Raw genomic sequence first — 21,776 nt, forward strand, 5'->3', positions numbered from 1 at the left:
GCCGCGGCATCACCTTCCAGCGCACCAAGACCTGGAAGGAGTCTCCGGACCCGGACCGCGACACCAAGCTTGAGTATGTTGAACACGATGTGCATGTAGTTCGAGCTGTCATGCAGGAACATCGCGGTCAGCATCCGGTAGTACTGGCCCTGCGCGACGCCCTCGACGGCGCCGTACTGGGGGAACCAGGCCTGGCCGATCAGGTCGAAGCGGTTGGTGAAGCTGTCCCCGACGGAGACCTGGACCAGGAAGATCGCGATGTTGACGCCGATGAGGATCTTGGTGAGCAGCCTGGGGTCGGCGGTGACCGTACCGCCGGCGAGGGTGCGCGGCCGGGAGGCGGCCGGGGGCGGCCCGCTCTGGCCGGTGGTGGTGCCACGGACGCACTCGGGGCACTGGAAGCCCACGGAGGCGCTGACCATGCACTCGGGGCAGATGGGGCGATCGCAGCGGGTGCAGTGCACGCCGGTCTCCCGGTCCGGGTGCCGGTAGCACTTGGGCAGGCTGTGAGCGTCGTGCGTGCTGCCTGCCGCCTGGTCCTCCATGGGGTCCCCTCGTTCGTCGTGAACACCATTGTGCCCCGCACATCCCTACGGACGGGCGGGGCGTCGAGTTCCCTGCGGGACTTCGTCCGGACCGCTCAGCTCGCGCGCTTCTCGACGACGACCGTCTCCAGGACCACGTCGTTCACCGGCCGCTTGTTGGGTCCGCTGACCGGGACGGCGGCGATGGCGTCCACGACCTTCTGTCCGGCGGCGTCGGTGACCTCGCCGAAGATGGTGTGCTTGCGGTTGAGGTGGGGGGCGGGGTTGACCGTGATGAAGAACTGGGAGCCGTTGGTGCGGGGACCGGCGTTGGCCATGGCCAGCAGATAGGGGCGGTCGAAGCGCAGCTCGACGTGGAACTCGTCCTCGAACTTGTAACCGGGTCCGCCGAGGCCGTTGCCGAGGGGGTCGCCGCCCTGGATCATGAAACCGCTCATCACCCGGTGGAAGACCGTGCCGTCGTACAGCCGGTTCGTGGAGACCTCGCCGGTTCCGGGGTGGGTCCACTCACGCTCACCCTGCGCCAGCTCGACGAAGTTCCTGACCGTCTTCGGCGCCTGGTTCGGGAAGAGCCGGACCTCGATGTCGCCGAGGCTGGTCTTCAGGGTGGCGTACAGCTGCTCGGCCACGATCCGCCTTCCGTTGTGCTCGCGTGTGCGCGGGGTCCAGCCCCACGGTGGATGTGACGCGACGATCCTCGCACGCTGCGGCGGCCGCGCGATCCGTCTGTCGTCCGGCGGCGGACATCCTCACCAATCGCTTGCGGAAACCGGGCCCGGTCCCCTCACACGGGAGCGCGAGGAGCCGATCCGTGGCATTGTCGTCGGCAGGCCCTTCTTGGCTCTGGTTGCACCCGTATGCCCGTCCTCGCGCGCCGCTCGGCCCGTCGGCAGGCATGATCCCTAAAAGGGTGGAAAGTCGAATTCCGTACGCCACCGAGGAGGAGGAAACCCGTGACCCGCAAAGAAAGCGTGCGCGCCGCGACCAGCTCGGCGAAGGACAGCGTGCGGCACGCCGCGGAAGTGGTGGCGCCCTACGCCGACACGGCCAAGGAGCGTGCCGCGTACTACGCACAGGAGGCACGCGTACGGCTCGCGCCCGTGGTGTCGCAGGCCGCGGAGCAGGCCCGCGTCCAGTACGACGCCCGTCTCGTGCCGCGTCTGGAGCAGGCCCGCACCCATGTGCCGCCGATGGTGGACCAGGCCGCGCACGATGCTGCCGACCTGACCCGCAAGGCCGCCCGGCAGGCCGCCGAGTACTCACGTCCGAGGATCGAGCAGGCCGTGGCGGCGGCCGGACCGGTCCGTGAGGAGGCCACCGCGCGGGGCGCCGCCGCGCTGGCCGCGCTGCGCGGCAATGTCTCGGCCGAGCAGATCGAGAAGCTGGCGCGTCGCAACGAGCGGCGCTCGGCGTGCGGTCGGGCGTTCAAGGCGTTCGCCGTGTTCGGGGCGCTGGCCGGTGCCGCCTTCGCCGCCTGGAAGTGGTGGGACAAGCAGGCCAACCCCGACTGGCTGGTCGAGCCGCCCGCCGCGACGGAGGTCCCGGAGACGGGCCGTCTCGACGCGGTGGACGGGAGTTCCCCTCTGGACCCCGAGGTACAGGCCAAGGAGGCAGAGGAGGACGCGTCCCGGGACGACAAGCACTGACCGGTCCCGTGGCGATGTTTCACGTGGAACGAGGGCTGTGCGGGCGCCACCCCTGAACGCACCTGAAAACCCACCTGAACACGAAGAACCCCTCTGATCTGCTTTTACGCAGGTCAGAGGGGTTTTTTGTGGAGCCTAGGGGAGTCGAACCCCTGACATCCGCCATGCAAAGACGGCGCTCTACCAACTGAGCTAAGGCCCCGTACGGGAAGCGACCGGCCAAGCGGAAGGTCCGCCGGTCGGTGCCGGGGACCAGACTACCGGGTCTCCCCCCGTACCTCGCAAAAAGATTGGGGGTCCCCGCGGATGACCACTCTCCGTAAGATGCTCGGCGGGGTTCGCTGTAGCGAACCGCGGATTTTTTGGGGAAGCGATGGGGAGACGCAATGGACGCCGCACAGCAGGAAGCCACCGCCAGAGCGCGGGAGCTGCAGCGGAACTGGTACGGGGAGCCGTTGGGGGCGCTCTTCCGTAAGCTCATCGACGACCTGGGGCTCAACCAGGCTCGTCTGGCGGCGGTCCTCGGACTGTCCGCGCCCATGCTGTCGCAGCTGATGAGCGGCCAGCGGGCGAAGATCGGAAATCCGGCCGTGGTCCAGCGGGTGCAGCTGCTCCAGGACCTGGCGGCACAGGTCGCCGACGGCAGCGTGAGCGCGGCCGAGGCGACCGAGCGCATGGACGAGATCAAGAAGTCCCAGGGGGGCTCGGTGCTCAGCAACACCACGCAGACGACGAGCGGTTCGGGAGCTCCGACGGTCAAGCGGGTGGTCCGCGAGATCCAGTCGCTGCTGCGTTCGGTGGCTGCCGCCGGCGACATCATCGACGCGGCGGACACCCTCGCGCCGACCCACCCGGAGCTCGCGGAGTTCCTGCGGGTGTACGGTGCCGGCCGCACCTCGGACGCGGTCACGCACTACCAGTCGCACCAGAGCTGAGTCTCGGCCCGGTACACCGGAGGGGGTCCGGTGGGCCGGGCGGGGCGCGGTCCTGGCCGAGGGGGTCACGCGAGAGGGGTCGTATCGCTCATCCGGGGGAAGCAAGGGGGGTACAGGCAAGGGGGGTGTGGCAGGGGAGGACTCGAGGGGGAGGCTGCGGGCAGTCATGGGTGAGGTCTTCGCGGGCCGGTACGAACTGGCCGACCCGATCGGTCATGGCGGAGTGGGTGCCGTCTGGCGTGCCTGGGACCACCGGCGCAAGCGCTATGTGGCGGCCAAGGTGCTCCAGCAGCGCGACGCCCATGCGCTCCTGCGCTTCGTGCGGGAGCAGGCGCTGCGTATCGACCACCCCCATGTGCTGGCTCCCGCCAGCTGGGCCGCCGACGACGACAAGGTCCTGTTCACGATGGACCTGGTCGCCGGCGGCTCGTTGGTCCACCTCGTCGGGGACTACGGCCCGTTGCCGCCGGCTTTCGTCTGCACCCTCCTCGACCAGTTGCTCTCCGGTCTCGCCGCGGTGCACGCGGAGGACGTGGTCCACCGCGACATCAAGCCCGCCAACATCCTGCTGGAAGCCACCGGCACGGCCCGGCCGCGCCTCAGGCTGTCCGACTTCGGCATCGCCATGCGGCTCGGCGAGGCCCGGCTGACCGAGACCAACCTGGTGGTCGGCACGCCGGGTTACATCGCGCCCGAGCAACTCCTGGGTGCCGAACCCGACTTCACAGCCGACCTGTTCGCCGTGGGCCTCGTCGCCCTGTACCTCCTCGAAGGCGCCAAGCCCGACGCCAAGGCGCTCGTGCAGTACTTCGCCGAACACGGCACCCCGGGTGCCCCCAAGGGCATCCCCGATCCGCTCTGGCAGGTCGTCGCCAACCTCCTCCAGCCTGATCCGCGCGCCCGCTTCCACACGGCCACCGGTGCCCGTCGGGCGCTCGCCGAGGCCGGGGAACTCCTCCCGGAGACGGACGCGGACGACGAGTTGATCGAGATCTTCGACCAACTGGGGCCCCTGCCCGAGGGATTCGGACCGACAGGACCGCTTCGACCGGCTTCGGGGTTGGATACGACGAAGGGCGCGCCGAGCCCGGGTCCGGCCACCGGGACGGGAACGGGGGCCGGGACGGGGAGGGGAACAGGGACGGGGACGGGGACGACGTACAGGACCGGGTCGGGCACGTCCTCGGAGCGCTCCATGGAGTCACCGCCCCGGACGGGCGAGGCGGACACTCCTCCTGTCACCGGTACCGGCCCGGCCCCGGTCTCCATGTCCGACACCGGCAGCTTCCGGCTCCCCCCGCCGCAGACCCCGACGCCTCCCGGACCGGAGCAGCTCGCCCCCACCCCCTGGCCCGCCGTGCAGCCCCTCCCGCCCGCCCGGCCGGATGCCGACACCACCACCGCCACCTACACCGCGCGCGACCCGCAGAACCCGCGGAGCCCGGGCAGCCCGGGGACCTCGCAGGCGCCGGGGAGTCCGCCGGCGTCCACCCGTACGCACGGCCGCCGACGGCGGCGGGTACGCCGGGCCGGTCCTCCGGCCAGGGCGGCGGTGCCGATCCTGCTCCTCGCGCTGGCCTGTTACGCCGTGGGTTTCTGGGCGTTGACCCGGATCTGAGCACGCCGGGCGGTCAGCGTCCACACGCCCAGGGCGAGCAGCAGCGCCGTGCCGGTGCCGATCCCGGCGACCGCGAGCGCCCGCATCGCGGGGTCGTCGGAGCCGCCCCCGGTCAGGAGGCCTCCGGGATCCGCTGCCGACGCGTCGAAGACACCTTTCGGGACGGACGAACCGGCGTACACGGGGCCGGTGTTCGGGGTGCCGTCGACGCGGATCCGGAGCGTCACCCCGTACGGCCCCGGCCCGAAGACGCCCGAGGTCTGGCCGGTGAGGTGGACCACGAGGTAGTAGGTGCCGGCGAAGCGGACGGCGTTCTGCTCGCCGGAGACGGCGTACCGGTTGGTGTAGGCCACGGGTGGCAGCGGGTCGAGGGAGGACGACTTCTGGGTGCCGTCGTAGCCGAGGGAGAGGTCGTCGACGTAGCCGCGGACAGGGTTGTAGAGGGAGAGGTTGAGCGCGGCGCTGACATAGCCGTGGGCGTCGCCGCCGCTGCTGTCCAGGTCGACGGTGGCGTGGAGTTGCCGGCCCCAGTCGACCGGGACGGCGTAGTAGAGGGTCTGGCCGGGGGTGATGTCGGTGTGCCAGACACCCTGGCCGAGGGGGCGGGCCGTGCTGAATCCTGCGCCCCCGGGGCGGCGGCGGGGGTCGCCGGTGAGCGGCTCGGGCGACGCGGAGTTCCAGGTCCCCGGGGCGGTGGTGGCGCCCGTCCTGGCGAGGGGCGGTTCGGTGACGGGCGCGATCTCCAGGTCCCAGCTGCCGGGGGTCGTGGTCTTCGAGCCGGTCACGAGCCGTTCGACGACCAGGTAGTACGTGCCGGCCGCCTGGCACAGGGCGCGGTTCGCGTCCCGCCGCCCGAGCGCGGTGATCGGCCGGGGGCTCAGTCCGGCGCCGAAGCGGGCACCGTCGTAGTCGCAGGAGACCCCGTCGGCGTTCTCGACCGAGACCCCGATGCCGTCGCTCGCGGAGACGGTGGCGTCGGTGGGCGGGACGGCGGTGACGGGGACGTAGGCCGTGGTGCCGGCGGCGAGTTCCAGACGGTAGTAGCGCGCGCCCTTCTCCGGCAGGGTGCTGCGGTAGGTGGTGCCGGGCCGCAGGGAGACGGCGTCCGCGGTGCCCGTCGTCCCGGCGACCGTACGGGCGTTCTCGGCGAAGGCGTATCCGCTGCCGCCGTCCGCCACTGCCGGGGCTCCCGGGAGCAGTGCCGTCAGGAGCGCCGTCAGCGATGCCGTCAGCGCGAGTGCGCCCACCACCCCGCTGCTCCGCCGCCCCGTCGTACGCCACCGCCGTCCAGCCGTACGCCACCGCTGCCCCGTCACGCGCGCCCCCAGCCGTCGCTCGCCAGCCGCCGAAGTTCCGGACGGGCCCCATACTGCCCCGCGCGCCCCCGCGCCACCCGGAGATCCGTACGACCGTCCGAAACACCCACCGCGCCCACGCGGCCCGGGCAACGCAAAAACCCCGACCGCTACGGCGGCCGGGGTCTCAGTGTCGTCTGCTGTCGGTAGTACTCACGAACCCGTGGGCACGGAGTCAGTCGCCTCCGTCCACAGATCCTGCTCGGCGCGATCCGCCTGGATCTGGCGGTACACGAGGAGCCCGCCGATGGCGGCCAGTGCGACCAGGAGAAGCTTCTTCACCGCGCGACCTCGTCTCTTCCTTGACGTAGGGGACCTCTGGCGCCCGACTATACACACCGACCGATACCGATCGGTGACCTGGCATCAGGCCCCAACTCGGGCCCGCGGCAAGGCGTTGCCCGGCGCGGCGTCGTTCCGATCGGAGGGTGATCACACCCTCACAGCCGGTTACTTTGCACCCTCTCGCGCGGTTTAAGAGGTTTTCTGACCTCGCTGCGTCCATCCGGGTGGTGTTCATCAGAACATCAACGCGCCACGGGTCGAGGTCCCCCACTTCGCGATCCCCATACACATCATGAGGAAAGTACGCAAATCGCCCAACCCGAAAGTGAGGGGCCATGGCCCGGAACGCCAAGGTCATGAAGCTGTGGACCGCCATCGTCACCGCCTTCCTCGCGCTGTTCACGGCGCTCGGATTCGTCGCCGCCACCACCGCCGCCGCGGTACCGGGGACCGAGGCCCCGCGCAACAGCAGCGGTGACGACCACGACAAGGGAACCGACCGGGTGATGATCCCGGCACAGACCCACTGGCTCTGGTCCCACGCCCGGTCCCTGCCCCCCACGATGAAGCAGCGCATCCGGGCCGAGGCCCACGGGAAGTCCCCCAGCTGCCGGCACCGCCCCCTGGACACCACCGAGTCGGAGACCACGGGCGACCACCCCGCCGCCCCGCTCGACTGCTGAACCGCACGGACCGTCCAGACGCAACGGCGCAAGGGCGACTTGCGTACGTACCAGCGCCTACTGCGACTCAGACCCGCGGCCGGGGAACCGGCCGCGGGTCTTCGCACATCCCGGCATATCCCCGGCACCTCTCCGGCACATCTCCGGCACATCGCCGGCTCCGCACCGGCACGGCACCGCTCGACTCGGCGAGTCCTGCTGAGGAGTCGTAGGCTGGCTCCGTGCCCAAGGCCTACGAGGCGATCGCCGACGATCTCCGCCGGTCCATCAGGAACGGCGCGCGCGAGCCCGGCGCCCGGCTCCCCTCCGAGGCGGAGCTGGCACGGCACTACGGCCGGAGCGTACCGACGGTCCAGAACGCCCTGCGGCTGCTGACTGCCGAGGGACTGATCGACAGACGGCACGGCAGCGGCACCTTCGTGCGCCGTCCGCGCACCCGTGCGGTGCGGGACAACGGGCGGTACCAGTGGGAGAAGGACCGTGCCCGGATGCCGGAGGCCACCCGGGCCCAGACCGGCGCGACGGAGCACGACACCGGCCTGGTCGCCGACGACCTGGTCTTCTTCGCCCGCTACCGCGAGCTGACCGCGACCAACGAACTCGCCGGCGCGTTCGGGGTGCCGTCGGGCACCGCCCTGCTGGAACGCACCTACCGCACCCGGCACGCGGCCGAGACCGCTCCCTTCAGCCTGGTGACCTCCTATCTCGTCCGTGACCTGATCGCGGCGAACCCGGCTCTCCTGGACGAGACCAGGGAGCCCTGGCCGGGCGGCACCCAGCACCAGCTGCGCACCGTCGGCATCGAGGTGGATCGCGTCGAGGAGCGCTGCACCGCCCGCCCGCCGACGCCCGAGGAGGCCCGGGAACTGGACCTGCCGGCCGGCACCTCGGTGATCGTGCTGCGCAAGACGTCGTACGACATCCACGGCCGCATCGTGGACATCACCTCCGTCACGCTCCCCGGCGACCGCACGGAACTGCTCTACACCACACGTCTGGAAAGGTGGTGAGCGCTGCGTGAGCCGGCGCGTCACCGTTGTCACCGCGGTCCACGCGCCGTCGGCCCGTTTCCTGCCGGAGGCGTACAGGTCACTGTGCGAGCAGCGGCTGCCGGACGGCTGGGAGTGGCGGTGGCTGATCCAGCAGGACGGGGCCGGGGACGAGGTCCTGCCCTACGTCCCCGACGACGTACGGGTGTCCTTCCGGCAGGGGCGCGCCGGCGGGCCCGGGGTCGCCCGCACCATCGCCCTGGCACGGGCCGAGGGGCCGTACGTGAAGATCCTGGACGCCGACGACCAGCTGACGCCGGGGGCGCTGGCCCGTGATCTGGCGGCTCTGGAGGCCGACCCGGCCGTCGGCTGGGCCACCTCACGCGCCCTCGACCTGCTGCCCGACGGTACGACGGCCGGTTTCCCCGGGGATCCGCAGGAGGGCCCGGTGGAGCGCGGCGCGGTGCTCGACTTCTGGACGGCGAACGGCTTCCGGGCCCAGGTCCACCCGGCCACCCTCTGCGTCCGCCGTGAGCTGCTGCTCGCCCTCGGCGGCTGGATGGCGCTGCCCGCCTCCGAGGACACCGGGCTGCTGCTCGCGCTGAACGCGGTGAGCCGGGGCTGGTTCTCGGCGCGGGCCGGGCTGCTCTACCGCAAGTGGGAGGGCCAGGTCACCGGCCAGTCCGCCCACACCGACCCGGCCGAGCGGGAGGCCCGCATGGCGGTGGTGGCGGCCCGGGCGCGGGCACTGGGGGAGTTCGGCTGGCGGTACGACTGAACCCTCACAGGCTCGCCGCGTCGATCCGGGAGAAGACCAGGTCGCTCTCCCCGGTGACCGGCCCCTCCCAGCGCTCCGGCACCACCGGCTCGCCGTACCGGGCACGGGGGTAGCTGTCGGCCGCGTAGCTGTTGGCCAGCCGGTAGACGTGGTAGCCCGCGTCGGTCATGGTGCGCAGCAGGTCGTCGGCCGAGTCGCCCAGCCGGGCCATGCGCTCGGGGGTGACCTCGACGGTGATCTCGGCGTCCGGGCGCAGCTTCTCCAGGAGCGGGGCGAACCCGCGCACCACCGCTCCCTCGGCACCCTCCACGTCGATCTTGACGACCCGGGCCGTCTCGATCTCCTCCGGCAGCAGCAGTTCGGGCAGCGGCGCGGCCTCGATGTCGAAGGTGGACTCGGCCGGTCCGTCCCACGGGACGATGCTGTTGGCGCCCATGTTGCGGGAGCTGGCGAGCACGAAGGTCAGGGTGCGGTGGGCGTCGGAGACGGCGGCGTTGACCGCGCGGATGTTCCGGCAGCCGTTGAGCGCGCTCTGCTGCCGCAGCCGGCGGTGGAAGTCGGGGGAGGCCTCGACGGCGACCACCCTGCCGTGCGGGCCGACCAGTTGGGAGGCCAGGACGCTGAAGACGCCGATGTTGGCGCCGACGTCGACGAAGCAGTCCCCGGGCGCCAGTCGGCCGCGCAGCCAGCGGGTCATGTGCGGCTCCCACACCCCGAAGAGGTAGAGGTAGCGCTGGATGAGGTCCTGCGTGTCGACGGCGAACCGGGCGCCGGTGAGCGTCTCCACGACGCGCCGGCGCGGGTGGTCGCGCAGATAGGGGTTGAGCGCACGGGCGGCGACGGTCTTGCCCCAGGGACCGGGGAAGTCGCGGACATAGCGCCGGCCGAGGGTGGCCAGGAGTTCGGTGAATGGCGTACCGGTGCTGCTCATCCGCTAGTCGGTGACCTTCTCGCCGTCGATCCGGATCGCCTGGGACGGGCAGCGCTCGGCGATGTCCCGGATCAGTTCGTCGTCCCCGGGCTCCCCGGGTCCCCCGGACTCCGCGCGTCCGGGCAGGACGAAACCGTACCCGTCCTCGAAACCGAACACAGCGGGTGCCCGGAACGCGCACTCGCCGGATCCGTAGCAGACGTCGGCGTCGACGGAGACCTTCATGGAAGGTCCCCTGCCCAACCGGACACCCGCTGAACCCGGCTACGTGAACGGCAGCTCCAGCATCCGGATGGCGTTGCCGCGCAAGAGCTTGTACGCCACCTCCGGGGCCAGACCGCCCACGTGCTCCTGGGCCACCCGCTTGGTCTCCGGCCAGGTCGAGTCGACGTGCGGGTAGTCCGTCTCGAAGGTCGCGTTGTCCACGCCGACGGTCTCGATCGCCTCGATGCCGTGCCGGTCGCGGAAGAAGCAGCAGAAGATCTGCCGGTAGTAGTACGTCGACGGCGGCTCCGGGACCAGGTCCTTGACGCCGCCCCAGGCGCGGTGCTCCTCCCAGACGTCGTCGGCGCGCTCCAGGGCGTACGGGATCCAGCCCATCTGGCCCTCGCTGTACGCCAGCTTGAGCCGGGGGAACTTCACCAGGACCCCGGAGAAGAGGAAGTCCATCATCGAGGCCATGGCGTTGTTGAAGCTCAGCGAGGCCTGCACGGCGGGCGGCGCGTCCGGGGAGGCGGCCGGCATCTGGGAGCTGCTGCCGATGTGCATGTTGACGACCGTCCCGGTCTCCTCGCAGACCGCGAAGAACGGGTCCCAGTAGCCGGAGTGGATGGACGGCAGCCCCAGGTAGGTGGGGATCTCGCTGAAGGTGACCGCGCGCACCCCCCGCGCGGCGTTGCGCCGGATCTCGGCGACGGCCAGGTCGATGTCCCACAGCGGGATCAGGCACAGCGGGATCAGCCGGCCGCCGCTGTCCCCGCACCACTCCTCCACCATCCAGTCGTTGTAGGCACGGACACAGGCCAGCGCGACCTCCTTGTCCTCGGCCTCGGCGAAGGTCTGCCCGCAGAAACGCGGGAAGGTCGGGAAGCAGAGCGAGGCCTCGACATGGTTGACGTCCATGTCCTTGAGCCGTTCCTTCGGGTCCCAGCAGCCGGGCCGCATCTGCTCCCGGGTGATGCCGTCGAGCGTCATCTCGTCCCGGGAGAAACCGACGGCCGCGATGATGCGCTTGTACGGGAAGAGCAGACCCTCGTACTCCCACCAGTCGGTGATCTGGCCCTGGGGGTCGGTGGTGAACCGGTACTTGCCGCCGACGTAGGCGAGTTCGCCGATGCCTGCGGTGAAGGGCTTGGGCCCCTTGTCGCGGTACTTGCCCGGCAGCCACCTCTCGAAGAGGTGCGCGGGCTCGATCACGTGGTCGTCCACGCTGATCACCCTGGGCAGATCCTGGGTGCCGGTCGCGTCGTCTGCCATGCCTACCCCCTGCTGCCTGCGGAGTCTCCCATAAATCTGACGGTCCATCAGATGAGCCGTCGGCATTCAGGCTAGGCCCGCGAGCCGGTACCAGCAAGAGCCGCCGGACCCCTTGCGACCCGCGCCGCCTTCCGCTGAACTGACGGATCGTCAGGTAAGTACGGGATCCGGGGAGGGTGCGGGATGCGATCAGCCTTGCTGAGCGGTGCCGAATGGTTCGCGGTGCTCCGCATCGGGCTCGGACTGTGGTGGCTGGAGAGCTGGCGGCACAAGGACAAGAAGCAGTGGTTCGGCGGCGGGGGCATCAGGTGGGCGGCCGGTGTCGCGGAGAAACACCGCTGGTCGGTGGTCCGACGGGGCTTCGACGCCGTCGTCGCGCCGCGGCCCCGGCTGATGGCCTACGTGGTGGCGTACGCGGAGCTCGCCCTGGGCCTCGGCCTGGTGTCCGGCCTCCTCACCCCGATCGCGCTGGTGGCCGGGTGCCTGCTCAACCTGGTCTACCTGATCCTCATGATCCACGACTGGGCGGAACAGGGGCAGAACCTGATGATGGCCCTGATCTCCCTGACCGCCCTGTTCGCGATCAGCTGGCAGACCTGGTCCCTGGACAACGCCCTGGGCCTGTTCGGCTAGCGGACGCAGCGCCCCACTACGGCCCCCGTCATCGAGGAGACACCAATGACCGGTCCCGCAGACCCCGCCTCGACAGACACCCTCAGACACCTGCACGCGGCCCGCGCACGCAGCGCGTACGAACGCGCAGCAGCCACCTGCCACCACGCGGGAGTCACCCCCGACGCCGCACAGACCGTCCCCACCACCCCCGTCGGCCGGGCCGCGAACGCACTCCGGCTGTCGGCCCAGTCCCTCACCGCCCTGGACGCCCCCGCCCCCGACCCGGCGGCAGCCGCCCGCTGCGCCCGCAACGCCGCCGCCAGCGCGGCACTGGCCGCACAGGTCGCCGAAGCCCTGGACGACACCCCCGCGGCGGCCACGGCCCTGCGTGCCGCCCTCACCGCGTCCCAGACAGCCGCGAGGGCGGCGGGCGGCACGGCGGCGGGACAGAACCCCGCACTGAACTCGGCGGCCGACGCCGCGGAGGACCACGCGGCCGAAACGGCGCGCGCGGCAGGCTGGACGGGACGCTGAGACCAACGGCGGCGCAAAAGGCCGCACGCCCTGCCGCACCGCACGTCGGCCCCGTGCCGTTCGGCGCCGGTCCCTCCCCACGTGGGGACCGGCGCCGAACGGCGCGGGTGACATCGGACCGCGCCCCTGAGGACGACGGTCGGCTCGGCAGGCCCGGCGTGCCCGGCAGGCTCGTCCGGCTCGGTGGGCGAGAGCTGCTCCCTGTCTTCCGGTCACTCCGGCAGGATCGCGCCGGGTGAAGGTGACCGAGAACGTGCGGTGCCGTGAGCTGTCTCTGCGACTGCTGAGCTGGTCGGCCCGTCGGGTGACACCCGATTACCGCGCTGCTGGGACGAAATCCTGCCAGCCGAGGTGCACATCTGAGGAGGTCGGCGCATCCGCCTCAGTGCTTCGCCGCAGGTCAGCCGTATAAGGTGAGTTTTCCGGTCCGGATGTCCAGCAGCGGGGGAAGTAAAGGGGTGGGGCACCTTGGGTCCCGACGCCGGGGCACGCACGGCCTTCGCGGAACGTCTCGCGTTGCTGTACAAGGAGGCCGGTAATCCTCCGCTCAAACGCGTCGCGGAGGCGGTCGACCGGCAACAGCGCATGGACGAGCGGGGCCGGCCCGTACGGGTCTCCGCGCAGCGGATCAGCGACTGGAGGCGGGCGAAGAACGTCCCCGCACAGTTCGCGGCGCTCTCCGCCGTACTCCACGTCCTCATCCCGCAGGCCCGTCGTGCCCAGCCGGTGGCGGTCTCCTCCGGACTGTACGACCTGACGCAGTGGCAGAGGCTGTGGGAGCGGGCCGTGGCGGACCCGGTCGCCGAGCCCGCCGCGCCGGAAGCGGCCGAGGAGACGGACGCGGCGCCGTCGGTCGACAGCGTCTGCCCGTACCGGGGTCTGGCCTCCTACCGGCGTGAGGACGCCCGCTGGTTCTTCGGCCGGGAGCGCAGCACCGACGCCCTGGTCGCCCAGCTCCGCTCGGCGGAGGCGGCCGGCGGTCTGGTCATGCTGGTCGGCGCCTCGGGCTCGGGAAAGTCCTCGCTGCTCAACGCCGGTCTGGTCACCGCACTGCAGGACGGCGCCCTCGCCGACGACGAGGGACGCCCGCACCGGATCCTTCAGCTGGTACCGGGAGCGGACCCGGTGAAGGAACTGACCCGCCGCATACCCCAGCTGTCCGACCTTACGGAGCTGGACGACCCGGACGCCGTACGAGAAGCGGTCACGGCCTGGGCCCGGCGGGCGTCCGACGATGTTTCACGTGAAACATGGCCCACGGGGGCCGACACGGACCGTCCGGCCGACGGCTCTGCTCCGCCCCGTCCGATCGTGATCGTGGACCAGTTCGAGGAGGCCTTCACCCTCTGCGCCGACGAGGCGGACCGCCGTGTCTTCGTCCGGCTCCTGCACGCCGCCAGCACATCCACCGCCCCCGGCCGGCAGGCCCCCGCCCTGGTCGTCCTCGGTATCCGCGCCGACTTCTACGAGCAGTGCCTCGGCTACCCGGAGCTGGCCGACGCGCTCCAGCACCGGCACATGGTGCTCGGCCCGCTGACCACCGCCGAACTGCGCGAGGCCGTGACCGGCCCCGCCAAGGCGGTGGGCCTGGAACTGGAGCCCGGCCTCGCCGAACTGATCGTCCGTGAGGTGAGCGCCGACGGCCCGCGCGGCGCCCATGACGCCGGCGTGCTCCCCCTCCTCTCCCACGCCCTGCTCGCCACCTGGCAGCGCCGCAAGGCGGGCCGCCTGACCCTGGCCGGTTACCGGGCGGCCGGCGGCATCCAGGGCGCCGTCGCCGCGACCGCCGAACGCGCCTGGTCCAGCCTCGACCCCGCCGCCCGTACCGCCGCCCGGCTGCTCCTGCTCCGCCTGGTACGGCTCGGCGAGGACACCCAGGCGACCCGCAGACGCGGCACCCGGCGTCAGCTGGCCGCCGAGTCGACCGACCCGAACAAGACGGAGGAGTCACTCGAAGCCCTCGTCCGGGCCCGGCTGGTGACGCTGGACGCGGACACCGTGGAGATCACCCACGAGGCACTGCTGCACGCCTGGCCCCGGCTGCGCGAGTGGCTGGACGAGGACCGCAACGGCAACCTGCTGCGCCAGCGGCTGGAGGAGGACGGCCGGGCCTGGGACGAGTCGCACCACGACTCCGCACTTCTGTACCGGGGTTCACGGCTCGAACAGGCCCACATCTGGGCGAAGTCGGCCGGTGACACCTTCCTGACCCGCAGCGCGGTGGAGTTCCTGGCCGCCTCGGTGCGGCTGCGCCGGCGGACGGTCTGGCTCAGCCGGGCCGCGGTGTCGGCGCTGGTCGTGCTCGCGGTGCTGGCCGCCGGTTCCGCGGTGGTCGCCCGGCAGCAGCGGGACGACGCGGTGTTCGAGCAGGTGGTCGCGGAGGCCGACCGGTTCCAGTACTCCGACCCGTCGCTCTCCGCCCAGCTGGACCTGGTCGCCCACCGACTGCGCCGGGACGACGAGGGCGCCGCCAACCGCCTGATATCGATCGTGAACGCGCCCCTCGCCACTCCCCTCCTCGGACACACCGGCGCCGTCTACCTGACCTCGTTCAGCCCCGACGGCAAGATCCTGGCCACCGCCGCCTACGACCGCACGGTCCGGCTGTGGGACGTCAGCGACCCGACCCGGCCCGAACCCCTGGGCAAGCCGCTGCGCGGCCATACCAGCTGGGTCTCCAGCGCGGTCTTCAGCCCGGACGGCAAGACCCTGGCCAGTGCCGGCGACGACGGCACCGTCCGCCTGTGGGACGTCTCCGACCCGCAGCACCCCGCCCTCCTGGGCCCGCCCCTGGACGGCCACGACGGCACCGTCTACCTGGCCGCCTTCAGCCCGGACGGCCGGACCCTGGCCACCGCGGACGAGGACCACACCGTCCGCCTGTGGAACGTCCGCGACCCACGTCACCCCGCGTCGCTGGGCACCCTCACCGGCCACACCGAGGCGGTGCGCTCCGTCGCATTCAGCCCCGACGGCCACACGCTCGCGGCCGGCAGCGACGACAACGCGATCCTGCTCTACGACGTCTCCGACATCCGGCATCCCGAGCGCGTCGGCGCTCCGCTGCTCGGCCACTCCATGACCGTGCACTCCGTGGCCTTCAGCCCGGACGGCCGGACCCTGGCCAGCGGCAGCAAGGACGACACCGTACGGCTGTGGGACGTCTCCGACCGGGCTCACGCCAAGGCCCTGGGCGGCCCGCTCACCGGCCACACCGGGCCCGTCTGGTCGGTGGCCTTCAGTCCCGACGGCTCCATGCTCGCGGCGGGCAGCGCGGACTCCACGGCCAGCCTGTGGAACGTCGACAACCCGGCGTTCCCCTCCCAGGTGGGCGAGCCGCTCGCGGGGAGCAGCGGCGAGATGTACGCCGTCGGCTGGAGCCCGGACGGGCACACCCTCGCCACCGGCAGCGGTGACGGCAAGGTGCGGCTGTGGTCGGTCCCGGGGGCGGACATGATCGGTGAGTCGGGGACGTTCAGCCCGGACGGACGGGTCCTCGCCACCGGTGGCGGCGACAGCCGGATGCGGCTGTGGAACATCTCGGATCCGGCGCGGCCGAGGGCCCTCGGCGAGCCGTTCCGGACCGGGTGGCGGGACCTGCGCTCGATGGTCTTCACCCGCGACGGCCGCACCCTGGTCATCCTGACCGGCGAGAACAACGTCAACTGGGTGCAGCTGTGGAACGTCTCGGACCCCGCGCACCCCGCCCAGTACGGCGCACCGGTCCGGCTGGACACCCGGTACGCGGGCGCCGAGGCGCTGGCACTGAGCCCCGACGGGCACACCGTGGCCGCCGACTACGACGACCGCACCGTCCAGCTCCTGGACATCTCGGACCCGGCCCGGCCCAGGCGCCTCGGCGCACCCCTCAGGGGCCACACCGGTTACGTCAACGCGCTCGTCTTCAGTCCGGACGGCAGGACCCTGGCCAGCGGCAGCGCGGACGGCACGGTCCGCCTGTGGGACGTCTCCGACCCGGCGCACGCCAAGGCCCTGGGCAGCCCCCTCACCGGCCATCTGGGCCCCATCAACACCCTGGCCTACAGCCCCGACGGGCACACTCTGGCCAGCGGCAGCGACGACGACACGGTCCGGCTGTGGAACGTCTCCGACCCGGCGCACGCGACCCGGCTGGCCGCGGTCCTCACCGGCCACACGGAGGCCGTGGTCTCCCTGACCTTCAGCCGGGACGGCAGGACCCTGGCCAGCGGCGGCAACGACAACACGGTCCGCCTGTGGAACGTCTCCGACCCCGGCTCCGCCCACCCCATCGGCCAGTCGATGAGTCCCAACGCCAAGACCGGCAACTTCCTCTCCTTCGGCCCGCAGAGCGACATGCTGGGCGTCTCCAGCGGCGCCGACACGGTCCGCCTGTGGAGCCTGGACGTCGACGAGGCCGTCACCCGCATCTGCTCGGCCACCCGCAACGTCCTCACCCCGGCCAGATGGCGCGAATACCTCCCCCGCCTCACCTACGACCCGCCCTGCAACGACTGATCCATCCCCACCCGTGACCACATCTGAGTGATCCCGATCACAACTGCTCAAGACGGCCGAGAAGTTGACTCCCACCGCACAGGCCACCTTGTTAGGCTGAACGCAGCCCGATCGCTGGTGCATCCCCCGTCGCCAGCGGTCGGGTTCTTTCATGCCCCCACCCGCAGGAGCCGACGCAGAAGACCGAACGCAAAAGACCCCCGGTCCTGATGGACCGAGGGTCTTCCAGCTGGTGGGGCTAACAGGATTTGAACCTGTGGCCTCATCCTTATCAGGGATGCGCTCTAACCAACTGAGCTATAGCCCCGCCGCGCTTTGCGGTGTGTGTCCCGCGCGCTGACTCCTGAAGATTAGCGCACGACCGGGGCAGTCCCAAAATCGGTTGTCAGGGGACCGACAGGAGGGGTTTGAACCCCGGTCACTCGTCCTCGGCCAAGGTCAGCTCGACTCCGCCGACGAAGCCCGCGGAGAGGTTGTAGATGAACGCGGCGAGGGTCGCCAGCGCCGTCGCGAGGACGACGTCGATGACCGCGATGATCGCCGTGAACATCAGGACGTGCGGCAGGGACAGGAACGACTGGAGGTCGAAGCCGTTCGACTCGTTGGAGCCGGTCGCCTCCGAGATCGTGCCGCCGACCGTCGAGAACACCCCCATGGCGTCCAGCACCATCCACAGCACCGCGGCCGCCACGATCGAGCAGATGCCGAGCGCGATGGAGAGCAGGAAGCTGACCTTCATCACCGACCACGGGTCGGCCTTGGCGACCCGCAGCCGGGCCTTGCGGGTGCGCGGCGCGGTGCGCGTACCCGCGCCGGTACGGGGCCGTCGTACCGCCCCTGTGGGCGCCTGCGCGGCCTCCGCCGCCGGGTAGGCCTGCGGCGGGTGGTACGGCCCGGCGGGCTGCTCCGTGCGCCGTTCCCCGGGCAGCGGGGAAGGGGCCTGCTGCGGGGTCGTCGCGGGCGCCGGCTGGGCCCCCGGCGCACCAGGTCCTCGGCTGTCGGTCACGGTTCCCCCCTGGGTTCCCTGCCCGTCCGGCGCGGCCGCCTTCGTGGGCGCCTTGATCGCCTTCAGCTGGGTGGTGTGCGTGTCCGCCTGCTGCGGCTGCGCCGCACCGCCCCCGCCGGACGCGGCGGAGCCACGGCCGCCGCCGTCCGCATCCGTACCCGTAGAGGTACCGGCCGATCCGGCGCCCGTGGCTCCGCTCACGATGACTCACTCCTCGTGCCTACTCGGCCGAGGGCGCCTCACCCTCGTCCGTGCCGCTGGTCGCGACACCCTCGGCGGACTCGTCCACGGCGTCCTCGCCGTCGACTTCCTCCGCCTCGCTGCCGGCCTCGGCGTTACGTGCGATGCCGACGACGGCATCGCGCTTGCCCAGGTTGATCAGTTGGACGCCCATGGTGTCACGGCCCGTCTCCCTGACCTCGCTGACTCGCGTGCGAATCACACCGCCGGACAGGGTGATGGCGAGGATCTCGTCGTTCTCCTCGACGATCAGCGCGCCGACCAGCGACCCGCGGTCCTCCACGATCTTGGCGGCCTTGATTCCGAGGCCGCCGCGGCCCTGGACGCGGTACTCGTCGACACGGGTCCGCTTCGCGTACCCCCCGTCGGTGGCAGTGAACACGAACGTACCGGGTCGAACAACATTCATCGACAGAAGTTCATCACCCTCCCGGAAACTCATGCCCTTGACACCGGAGGTGGCCCGGCCCATAGGACGGAGAGTGTCGTCGGAGGCGGTGAACCTGATCGACTGTGCCTTCTTGCTGATCAGCAGCAGATCATCGTCAGCCGAGACCAGTTCGGCACCGATCAGTTCGTCGTCGGAACCGTCCTCGCGCTCCCGCAGGTTGATCGCGATCACACCGCCGGAGCGAGGCGAATCGTAATCCTTCAGAGGCGTCTTCTTGACCAGACCGGCCTTGGTGGCGAGCACCAGGTAGTCCGCCGCGTCGTAGTCCCGGATCGCGAGGATCTCGGCGATCGCCTCGTCCGGCTGGAAGGCCAGCAGGTTCGCCACGTGCTGACCGCGTGCGTCCCGGCCGGCGTCCGGCAGTTCGTAGGCCTTCGCGCGGTACACCCGGCCCTTGTTGGTGAAGAACAGCAGCCAGTGGTGCGTGGTCGAGACGAAGAAGTGGTCGACGATGTCGTCTTCCTTCAGCTTCGTACCGCGCACGCCCTTGCCGCCGCGCTTCTGCGCCCGGTAGTCGACGGTCTTGGTGCGCTTGACGTACCCGCCGCGCGAGACCGTGACGACGATGTCCTCCTCGGCGATCAGGTCCTCGATGGACATGTCACCGTCGTAGGGCACCAGCATGGTCTTGCGGTCGTCGCCGAACTTCTCGACGATCGCGGCGAGCTCAGCGCTGACGATGCCCCGCTGGCGCTCCGGCGAGGCCAGGATCGCGTTGTACTCGGTGATCTTCGCCTGGAGTTCGTCGTGCTCCTGGATGATCTTCTGGCGCTCCAGGGCGGCCAGCCGGCGCAGCTGCATCTCCAGGATGGCGTTCGCCTGGATCTCGTCGATCTCCAGGAGCTCCATCAGGCCCGTGCGCGCGATCTCGACCGTGTCGCTGGCCCGGATCAGCGCGATGACCTCGTCGATCGCGTCCAGCGCCTTGAGCAGACCGCGCAGGATGTGCGCCCGCTCCTCGGCCTTGCGCAGCCGGAAACGCGTCCGGCGGACGATGACCTCGATCTGGTGCGTCACCCAGTGCCGGATGAACGCGTCCAGCGAGAGGGTGCGCGGCACGCCGTCGACCAGCGCCAGCATGTTGGCGCCGAAGTTGGTCTGCAGGTCGGTGTGCTTGTACAGGTTGTTCAGGACGACCTTGGCGACCGCGTCCCGCTTCAGCACGATCACCAGACGCTGGCCGGTACGCGAGGAGGTCTCGTCACGGACGTCCGCGATACCGCCGACCTTGCCGTCCTTCACCAGGTCGGCGATCTTCTGCGCCAGGTTGTCGGGGTTCACCTGGTACGGCAGCTCCGTCACCACCAGGCACTGGCGGTTCTGGATCTCCTCGACCTCGACGACCGCGCGCATGGTGATCGAGCCACGGCCGGTGCGGTACGCCTCCTCGATGCCCTTGCGTCCGACGACCAGGGCGCCGGTCGGGAAGTCGGGGCCCTTGATCCGCTCGATCAGCGCGTCGAGCAGCTCCTCGTGGGAGGCCTCGGGGTTCTCCAGGTACCACTGGGCACCGGCCGCGACCTCGCGCAGGTTGTGCGGCGGGATGTTGGTGGCCATGCCGACCGCGATGCCGGCGGAGCCGTTGATCAGCAGGTTCGGGAAGCGGGACGGCAGGACGGTCGGCTCCTGGGAGCGGCCGTCGTAGTTGTCCGTGAAGTCGACGGTCTCCTCGTCGATGTCGCGGACCATCTCCATCGACAGCGGCGCCATCTTGCACTCGGTGTACCGCATGGCCGCCGCCGGGTCGTTGCCCGGGGAGCCGAAGTTGCCGTTGGAGTCGACCAGCGGCATCCGCATCGACCAGGGCTGGGCGAGACGGACCAGGGCGTCGTAGATGGAGGAGTCGCCGTGCGGGTGGTAGTTGCCCATGACGTCGCCGACGACACGGGCGCACTTGTAGAAGCCGCGCTCGGGGCGGTAGCCGCCGTCGTACATCGCGTACAGCACGCGCCGGTGGACGGGCTTGAGACCGTCCCGGACGTCGGGCAGCGCACGGGAGACGATGACGGACATCGCGTAGTCGAGGTACGAGCGCTGCATCTCCGTCTCGAGCCCGACGGGCTCGATCCGCATCACGACGTCGCCGCCCTCTTCAGGGGTGACAGGAGTGTTCTCGTCGGCCATTGCTGGTGAAGATCCTTCCTGGTGCGGTCAGCTGAGACCGACTCAGATGTCGAGGAAGCGGACGTCCTTGGCGTTGCGCTGGATGAACTGGCGGCGGGCCTCGACGTCCTCGCCCATCAGGACCGAGAACAGGTCGTCGGCCTGAGCGGCGTCGTCGAGGGTGACCTGGCCGAGGACGCGGTGGTCGACGTCCATCGTGGTCACGCGCAGCTCCTCGGCGTTCATCTCGCCGAGACCCTTGAAGCGCTGGATCGAGTCCTCGCGGACGCGCTTGCCGCGCTGCCGGCCCAGCTCCAGGAGGGCGTCGCGCTCACGGTCCGAGTACGCGTACTCGACCTCGTCCCGACCCCACTTGATCTTGTACAGCGGGGGCCGCGACAGGAACACGTGGCCGGCCTCGACCAGCGGCCGCATGAAGCGGAACAGGAAGGTGAGCAGCAGGGTGTTGATGTGCTGGCCGTCGACGTCGGCGTCCGCCATCAGGATGATCTTGTGATAGCGGAGCTTCGAGATGTCGAAGTCCTCGTGCACACCGGTGCCGAACGCGGAGATCAGCGCCTGGATCTCCTGGTTCTGCAGGATCTTGTCGATCCGCGCCTTCTCGACGTTGAGGATCTTGCCCCGGATCGGGAGGATCGCCTGGTACTGCGGGTTGCGGCCGGACTTGGCCGAGCCGCCGGCGGAGTCACCCTCGACGATGAAGATCTCACATTTGATGGGGTCGTTCGACTGGCAGTCGGAGAGCTTGCCGGGCAGCGACGCGCTCTCCAGCAGGCCCTTGCGGCGGGTCAGGTCGCGCGCCTTGCGGGCCGCGACGCGCGCGGTGGCCGCCTGGATGCCCTTGCGGATGATGTCCGCGGCCTCCACCGGGTTGCGGTCCAGCCAGTCGTTCAGGTGCTCGTAGACCGCCTTCTGCACGAAGGTCTTGGCCTCCGTGTTGCCCAGCTTGGTCTTCGTCTGGCCCTCGAACTGCGGCTCGCTCAGCTTCACCGAGATGATCGCGGTCAGACCCTCGCGGATGTCGTCACCGGTGAGGTTGTCGTCCTTCTCACTGATCGTCGGCGGGGG

18 protein-coding genes, 2 tRNA genes and 1 pseudogene are annotated in these 21,776 nt (G+C 70.7%); 9 read left to right on the forward strand and 12 right to left on the reverse strand.

The features are described 5' to 3' along the window. Both ABZ646_RS15970 and ABZ646_RS15975 read right to left on the reverse strand, forming a co-directional pair. Positions 1-545 (reverse strand): annotated as a pseudogene (locus ABZ646_RS15970) (hypothetical protein); the annotation flags it as partial. 95 nt (positions 546-640) lie between these two features. Beyond that, positions 641-1,174, reverse strand: a complete 534-nt coding sequence (locus tag ABZ646_RS15975) for a peptidylprolyl isomerase (protein WP_360518525.1) — start codon at positions 1,172-1,174, stop codon at positions 641-643. A gap of 324 nt (positions 1,175-1,498) precedes the next feature. On the opposite strand from ABZ646_RS15975, the gene ABZ646_RS15980 reads away from it, so the two are divergent. Next, entirely contained in the window at positions 1,499-2,191 is a 693-nt protein-coding gene (locus ABZ646_RS15980) for a DUF5324 family protein (RefSeq protein ID WP_360518528.1), read from the forward strand. A gap of 129 nt (positions 2,192-2,320) precedes the next feature. Here ABZ646_RS15980 and ABZ646_RS15985 read toward each other — a convergent pair. Next, positions 2,321-2,393 (reverse strand) — tRNA-Ala (locus tag ABZ646_RS15985). A 184-nt stretch (positions 2,394-2,577) separates the two neighbouring features. Between ABZ646_RS15985 and ABZ646_RS15990 the strand changes: the two genes are divergently transcribed. Further along, entirely contained in the window at positions 2,578-3,126 is a 549-nt protein-coding gene (locus ABZ646_RS15990) for a transcriptional regulator (protein ID WP_046727633.1), read from the forward strand. 166 nt (positions 3,127-3,292) lie between these two features. Continuing rightward, the gene (locus ABZ646_RS15995) at positions 3,293-4,744 is read left to right on the forward strand and encodes a protein kinase (protein ID WP_360518531.1); all 1,452 of its coding nucleotides are present in this window, start codon (positions 3,293-3,295) and stop codon (positions 4,742-4,744) included. On the opposite strand, the gene ABZ646_RS16000 is transcribed toward ABZ646_RS15995, so the two are convergent. Continuing rightward, positions 4,708-5,994 (reverse strand): hypothetical protein, encoded by a 1,287-nt coding sequence (locus ABZ646_RS16000; protein ID WP_360518534.1) that lies wholly within the window; start codon positions 5,992-5,994, stop codon positions 4,708-4,710. The two genes, ABZ646_RS15995 and ABZ646_RS16000, sit on opposite strands and share 37 nt — an antisense overlap. 258 nt (positions 5,995-6,252) lie before the next feature. Beyond that, complete coding sequence (locus ABZ646_RS16005) at positions 6,253-6,381, reverse strand: DLW-39 family protein (protein WP_003999697.1); 129 nt, start codon at positions 6,379-6,381, stop codon at positions 6,253-6,255. Between the two features lie 338 nt (positions 6,382-6,719). Between ABZ646_RS16005 and ABZ646_RS16010 the strand changes: the two genes are divergently transcribed. From ABZ646_RS16010 to ABZ646_RS16020, 3 genes are all read left to right on the forward strand, one after another. Further along, positions 6,720-7,067, forward strand: a complete 348-nt coding sequence (locus ABZ646_RS16010; RefSeq protein ID WP_358971739.1) for a DUF6344 domain-containing protein — start codon at positions 6,720-6,722, stop codon at positions 7,065-7,067. Between the two features lie 221 nt (positions 7,068-7,288). Continuing rightward, positions 7,289-8,077, forward strand: a complete 789-nt coding sequence (locus ABZ646_RS16015; RefSeq protein ID WP_360518537.1) for a GntR family transcriptional regulator — start codon at positions 7,289-7,291, stop codon at positions 8,075-8,077. A 7-nt stretch (positions 8,078-8,084) separates the two neighbouring features. After that, positions 8,085-8,834 carry a glycosyltransferase family 2 protein gene (locus ABZ646_RS16020; RefSeq protein ID WP_360518541.1) on the forward strand — a complete coding sequence of 250 codons (750 nt, stop codon included), beginning with the start codon at positions 8,085-8,087 and terminating at the stop codon, positions 8,832-8,834. 4 nt (positions 8,835-8,838) lie between these two features. On the opposite strand, the gene ABZ646_RS16025 is transcribed toward ABZ646_RS16020, so the two are convergent. Genes ABZ646_RS16025 through ABZ646_RS16035 form a run of 3 tightly spaced genes read right to left on the reverse strand, consistent with a single transcriptional unit; the run spans position 8,839 to position 11,241 of the window. After that, positions 8,839-9,765, reverse strand: a complete 927-nt coding sequence (locus ABZ646_RS16025; RefSeq protein ID WP_360518544.1) for an FkbM family methyltransferase — start codon at positions 9,763-9,765, stop codon at positions 8,839-8,841. A gap of 3 nt (positions 9,766-9,768) precedes the next feature. Further along, a complete protein-coding gene (locus ABZ646_RS16030; protein WP_360518547.1) occupies positions 9,769-9,990 on the reverse strand; it encodes a ferredoxin in 222 nt (73 codons plus the stop codon). A 39-nt stretch (positions 9,991-10,029) separates the two neighbouring features. Next, the gene (locus ABZ646_RS16035; RefSeq protein ID WP_360518550.1) at positions 10,030-11,241 is read right to left on the reverse strand and encodes an amidohydrolase family protein; all 1,212 of its coding nucleotides are present in this window, start codon (positions 11,239-11,241) and stop codon (positions 10,030-10,032) included. Positions 11,242-11,424: 183 nt separating this feature from the next. Here ABZ646_RS16035 and ABZ646_RS16040 point away from each other — a divergent pair, with 183 nt between their 5' ends. The 3 genes from ABZ646_RS16040 (at position 11,425) to ABZ646_RS16050 (ending at position 16,887) form a co-directional block, all read left to right on the forward strand. Next, the gene (locus tag ABZ646_RS16040; protein ID WP_360518552.1) at positions 11,425-11,874 is read left to right on the forward strand and encodes a DoxX family membrane protein; all 450 of its coding nucleotides are present in this window, start codon (positions 11,425-11,427) and stop codon (positions 11,872-11,874) included. A 45-nt stretch (positions 11,875-11,919) separates the two neighbouring features. Continuing rightward, positions 11,920-12,390, forward strand: a complete 471-nt coding sequence (locus ABZ646_RS16045; protein ID WP_360518555.1) for a hypothetical protein — start codon at positions 11,920-11,922, stop codon at positions 12,388-12,390. A 468-nt stretch (positions 12,391-12,858) separates the two neighbouring features. Beyond that, positions 12,859-16,887, forward strand: a complete 4,029-nt coding sequence (locus ABZ646_RS16050) for a WD40 repeat domain-containing protein (RefSeq protein ID WP_360518558.1) — start codon at positions 12,859-12,861, stop codon at positions 16,885-16,887. Positions 16,888-17,117: 230 nt separating this feature from the next. Here ABZ646_RS16050 and ABZ646_RS16055 read toward each other — a convergent pair. From ABZ646_RS16055 to ABZ646_RS16070, 4 genes are all read right to left on the reverse strand, one after another. Further along, positions 17,118-17,194 (reverse strand) — tRNA-Ile (locus tag ABZ646_RS16055). A gap of 111 nt (positions 17,195-17,305) precedes the next feature. Beyond that, positions 17,306-18,094 carry a DUF3566 domain-containing protein gene (locus ABZ646_RS16060; RefSeq protein ID WP_360518561.1) on the reverse strand — a complete coding sequence of 263 codons (789 nt, stop codon included), beginning with the start codon at positions 18,092-18,094 and terminating at the stop codon, positions 17,306-17,308. A gap of 19 nt (positions 18,095-18,113) precedes the next feature. Beyond that, positions 18,114-20,708 carry a DNA gyrase subunit A gene (gyrA, locus tag ABZ646_RS16065; protein WP_360518564.1) on the reverse strand — a complete coding sequence of 865 codons (2,595 nt, stop codon included), beginning with the start codon at positions 20,706-20,708 and terminating at the stop codon, positions 18,114-18,116. A 42-nt stretch (positions 20,709-20,750) separates the two neighbouring features. Further along, positions 20,751-21,776, reverse strand: a 1,026-nt coding sequence (locus tag ABZ646_RS16070) for a toprim domain-containing protein (protein WP_360518567.1), incomplete at its 5' end; no start/stop codon positions are given.

The organism is Streptomyces sp. NPDC007162 (assembly GCF_040634175.1).
Taxonomy (GTDB): domain Bacteria; phylum Actinomycetota; class Actinomycetes; order Streptomycetales; family Streptomycetaceae; genus Streptomyces.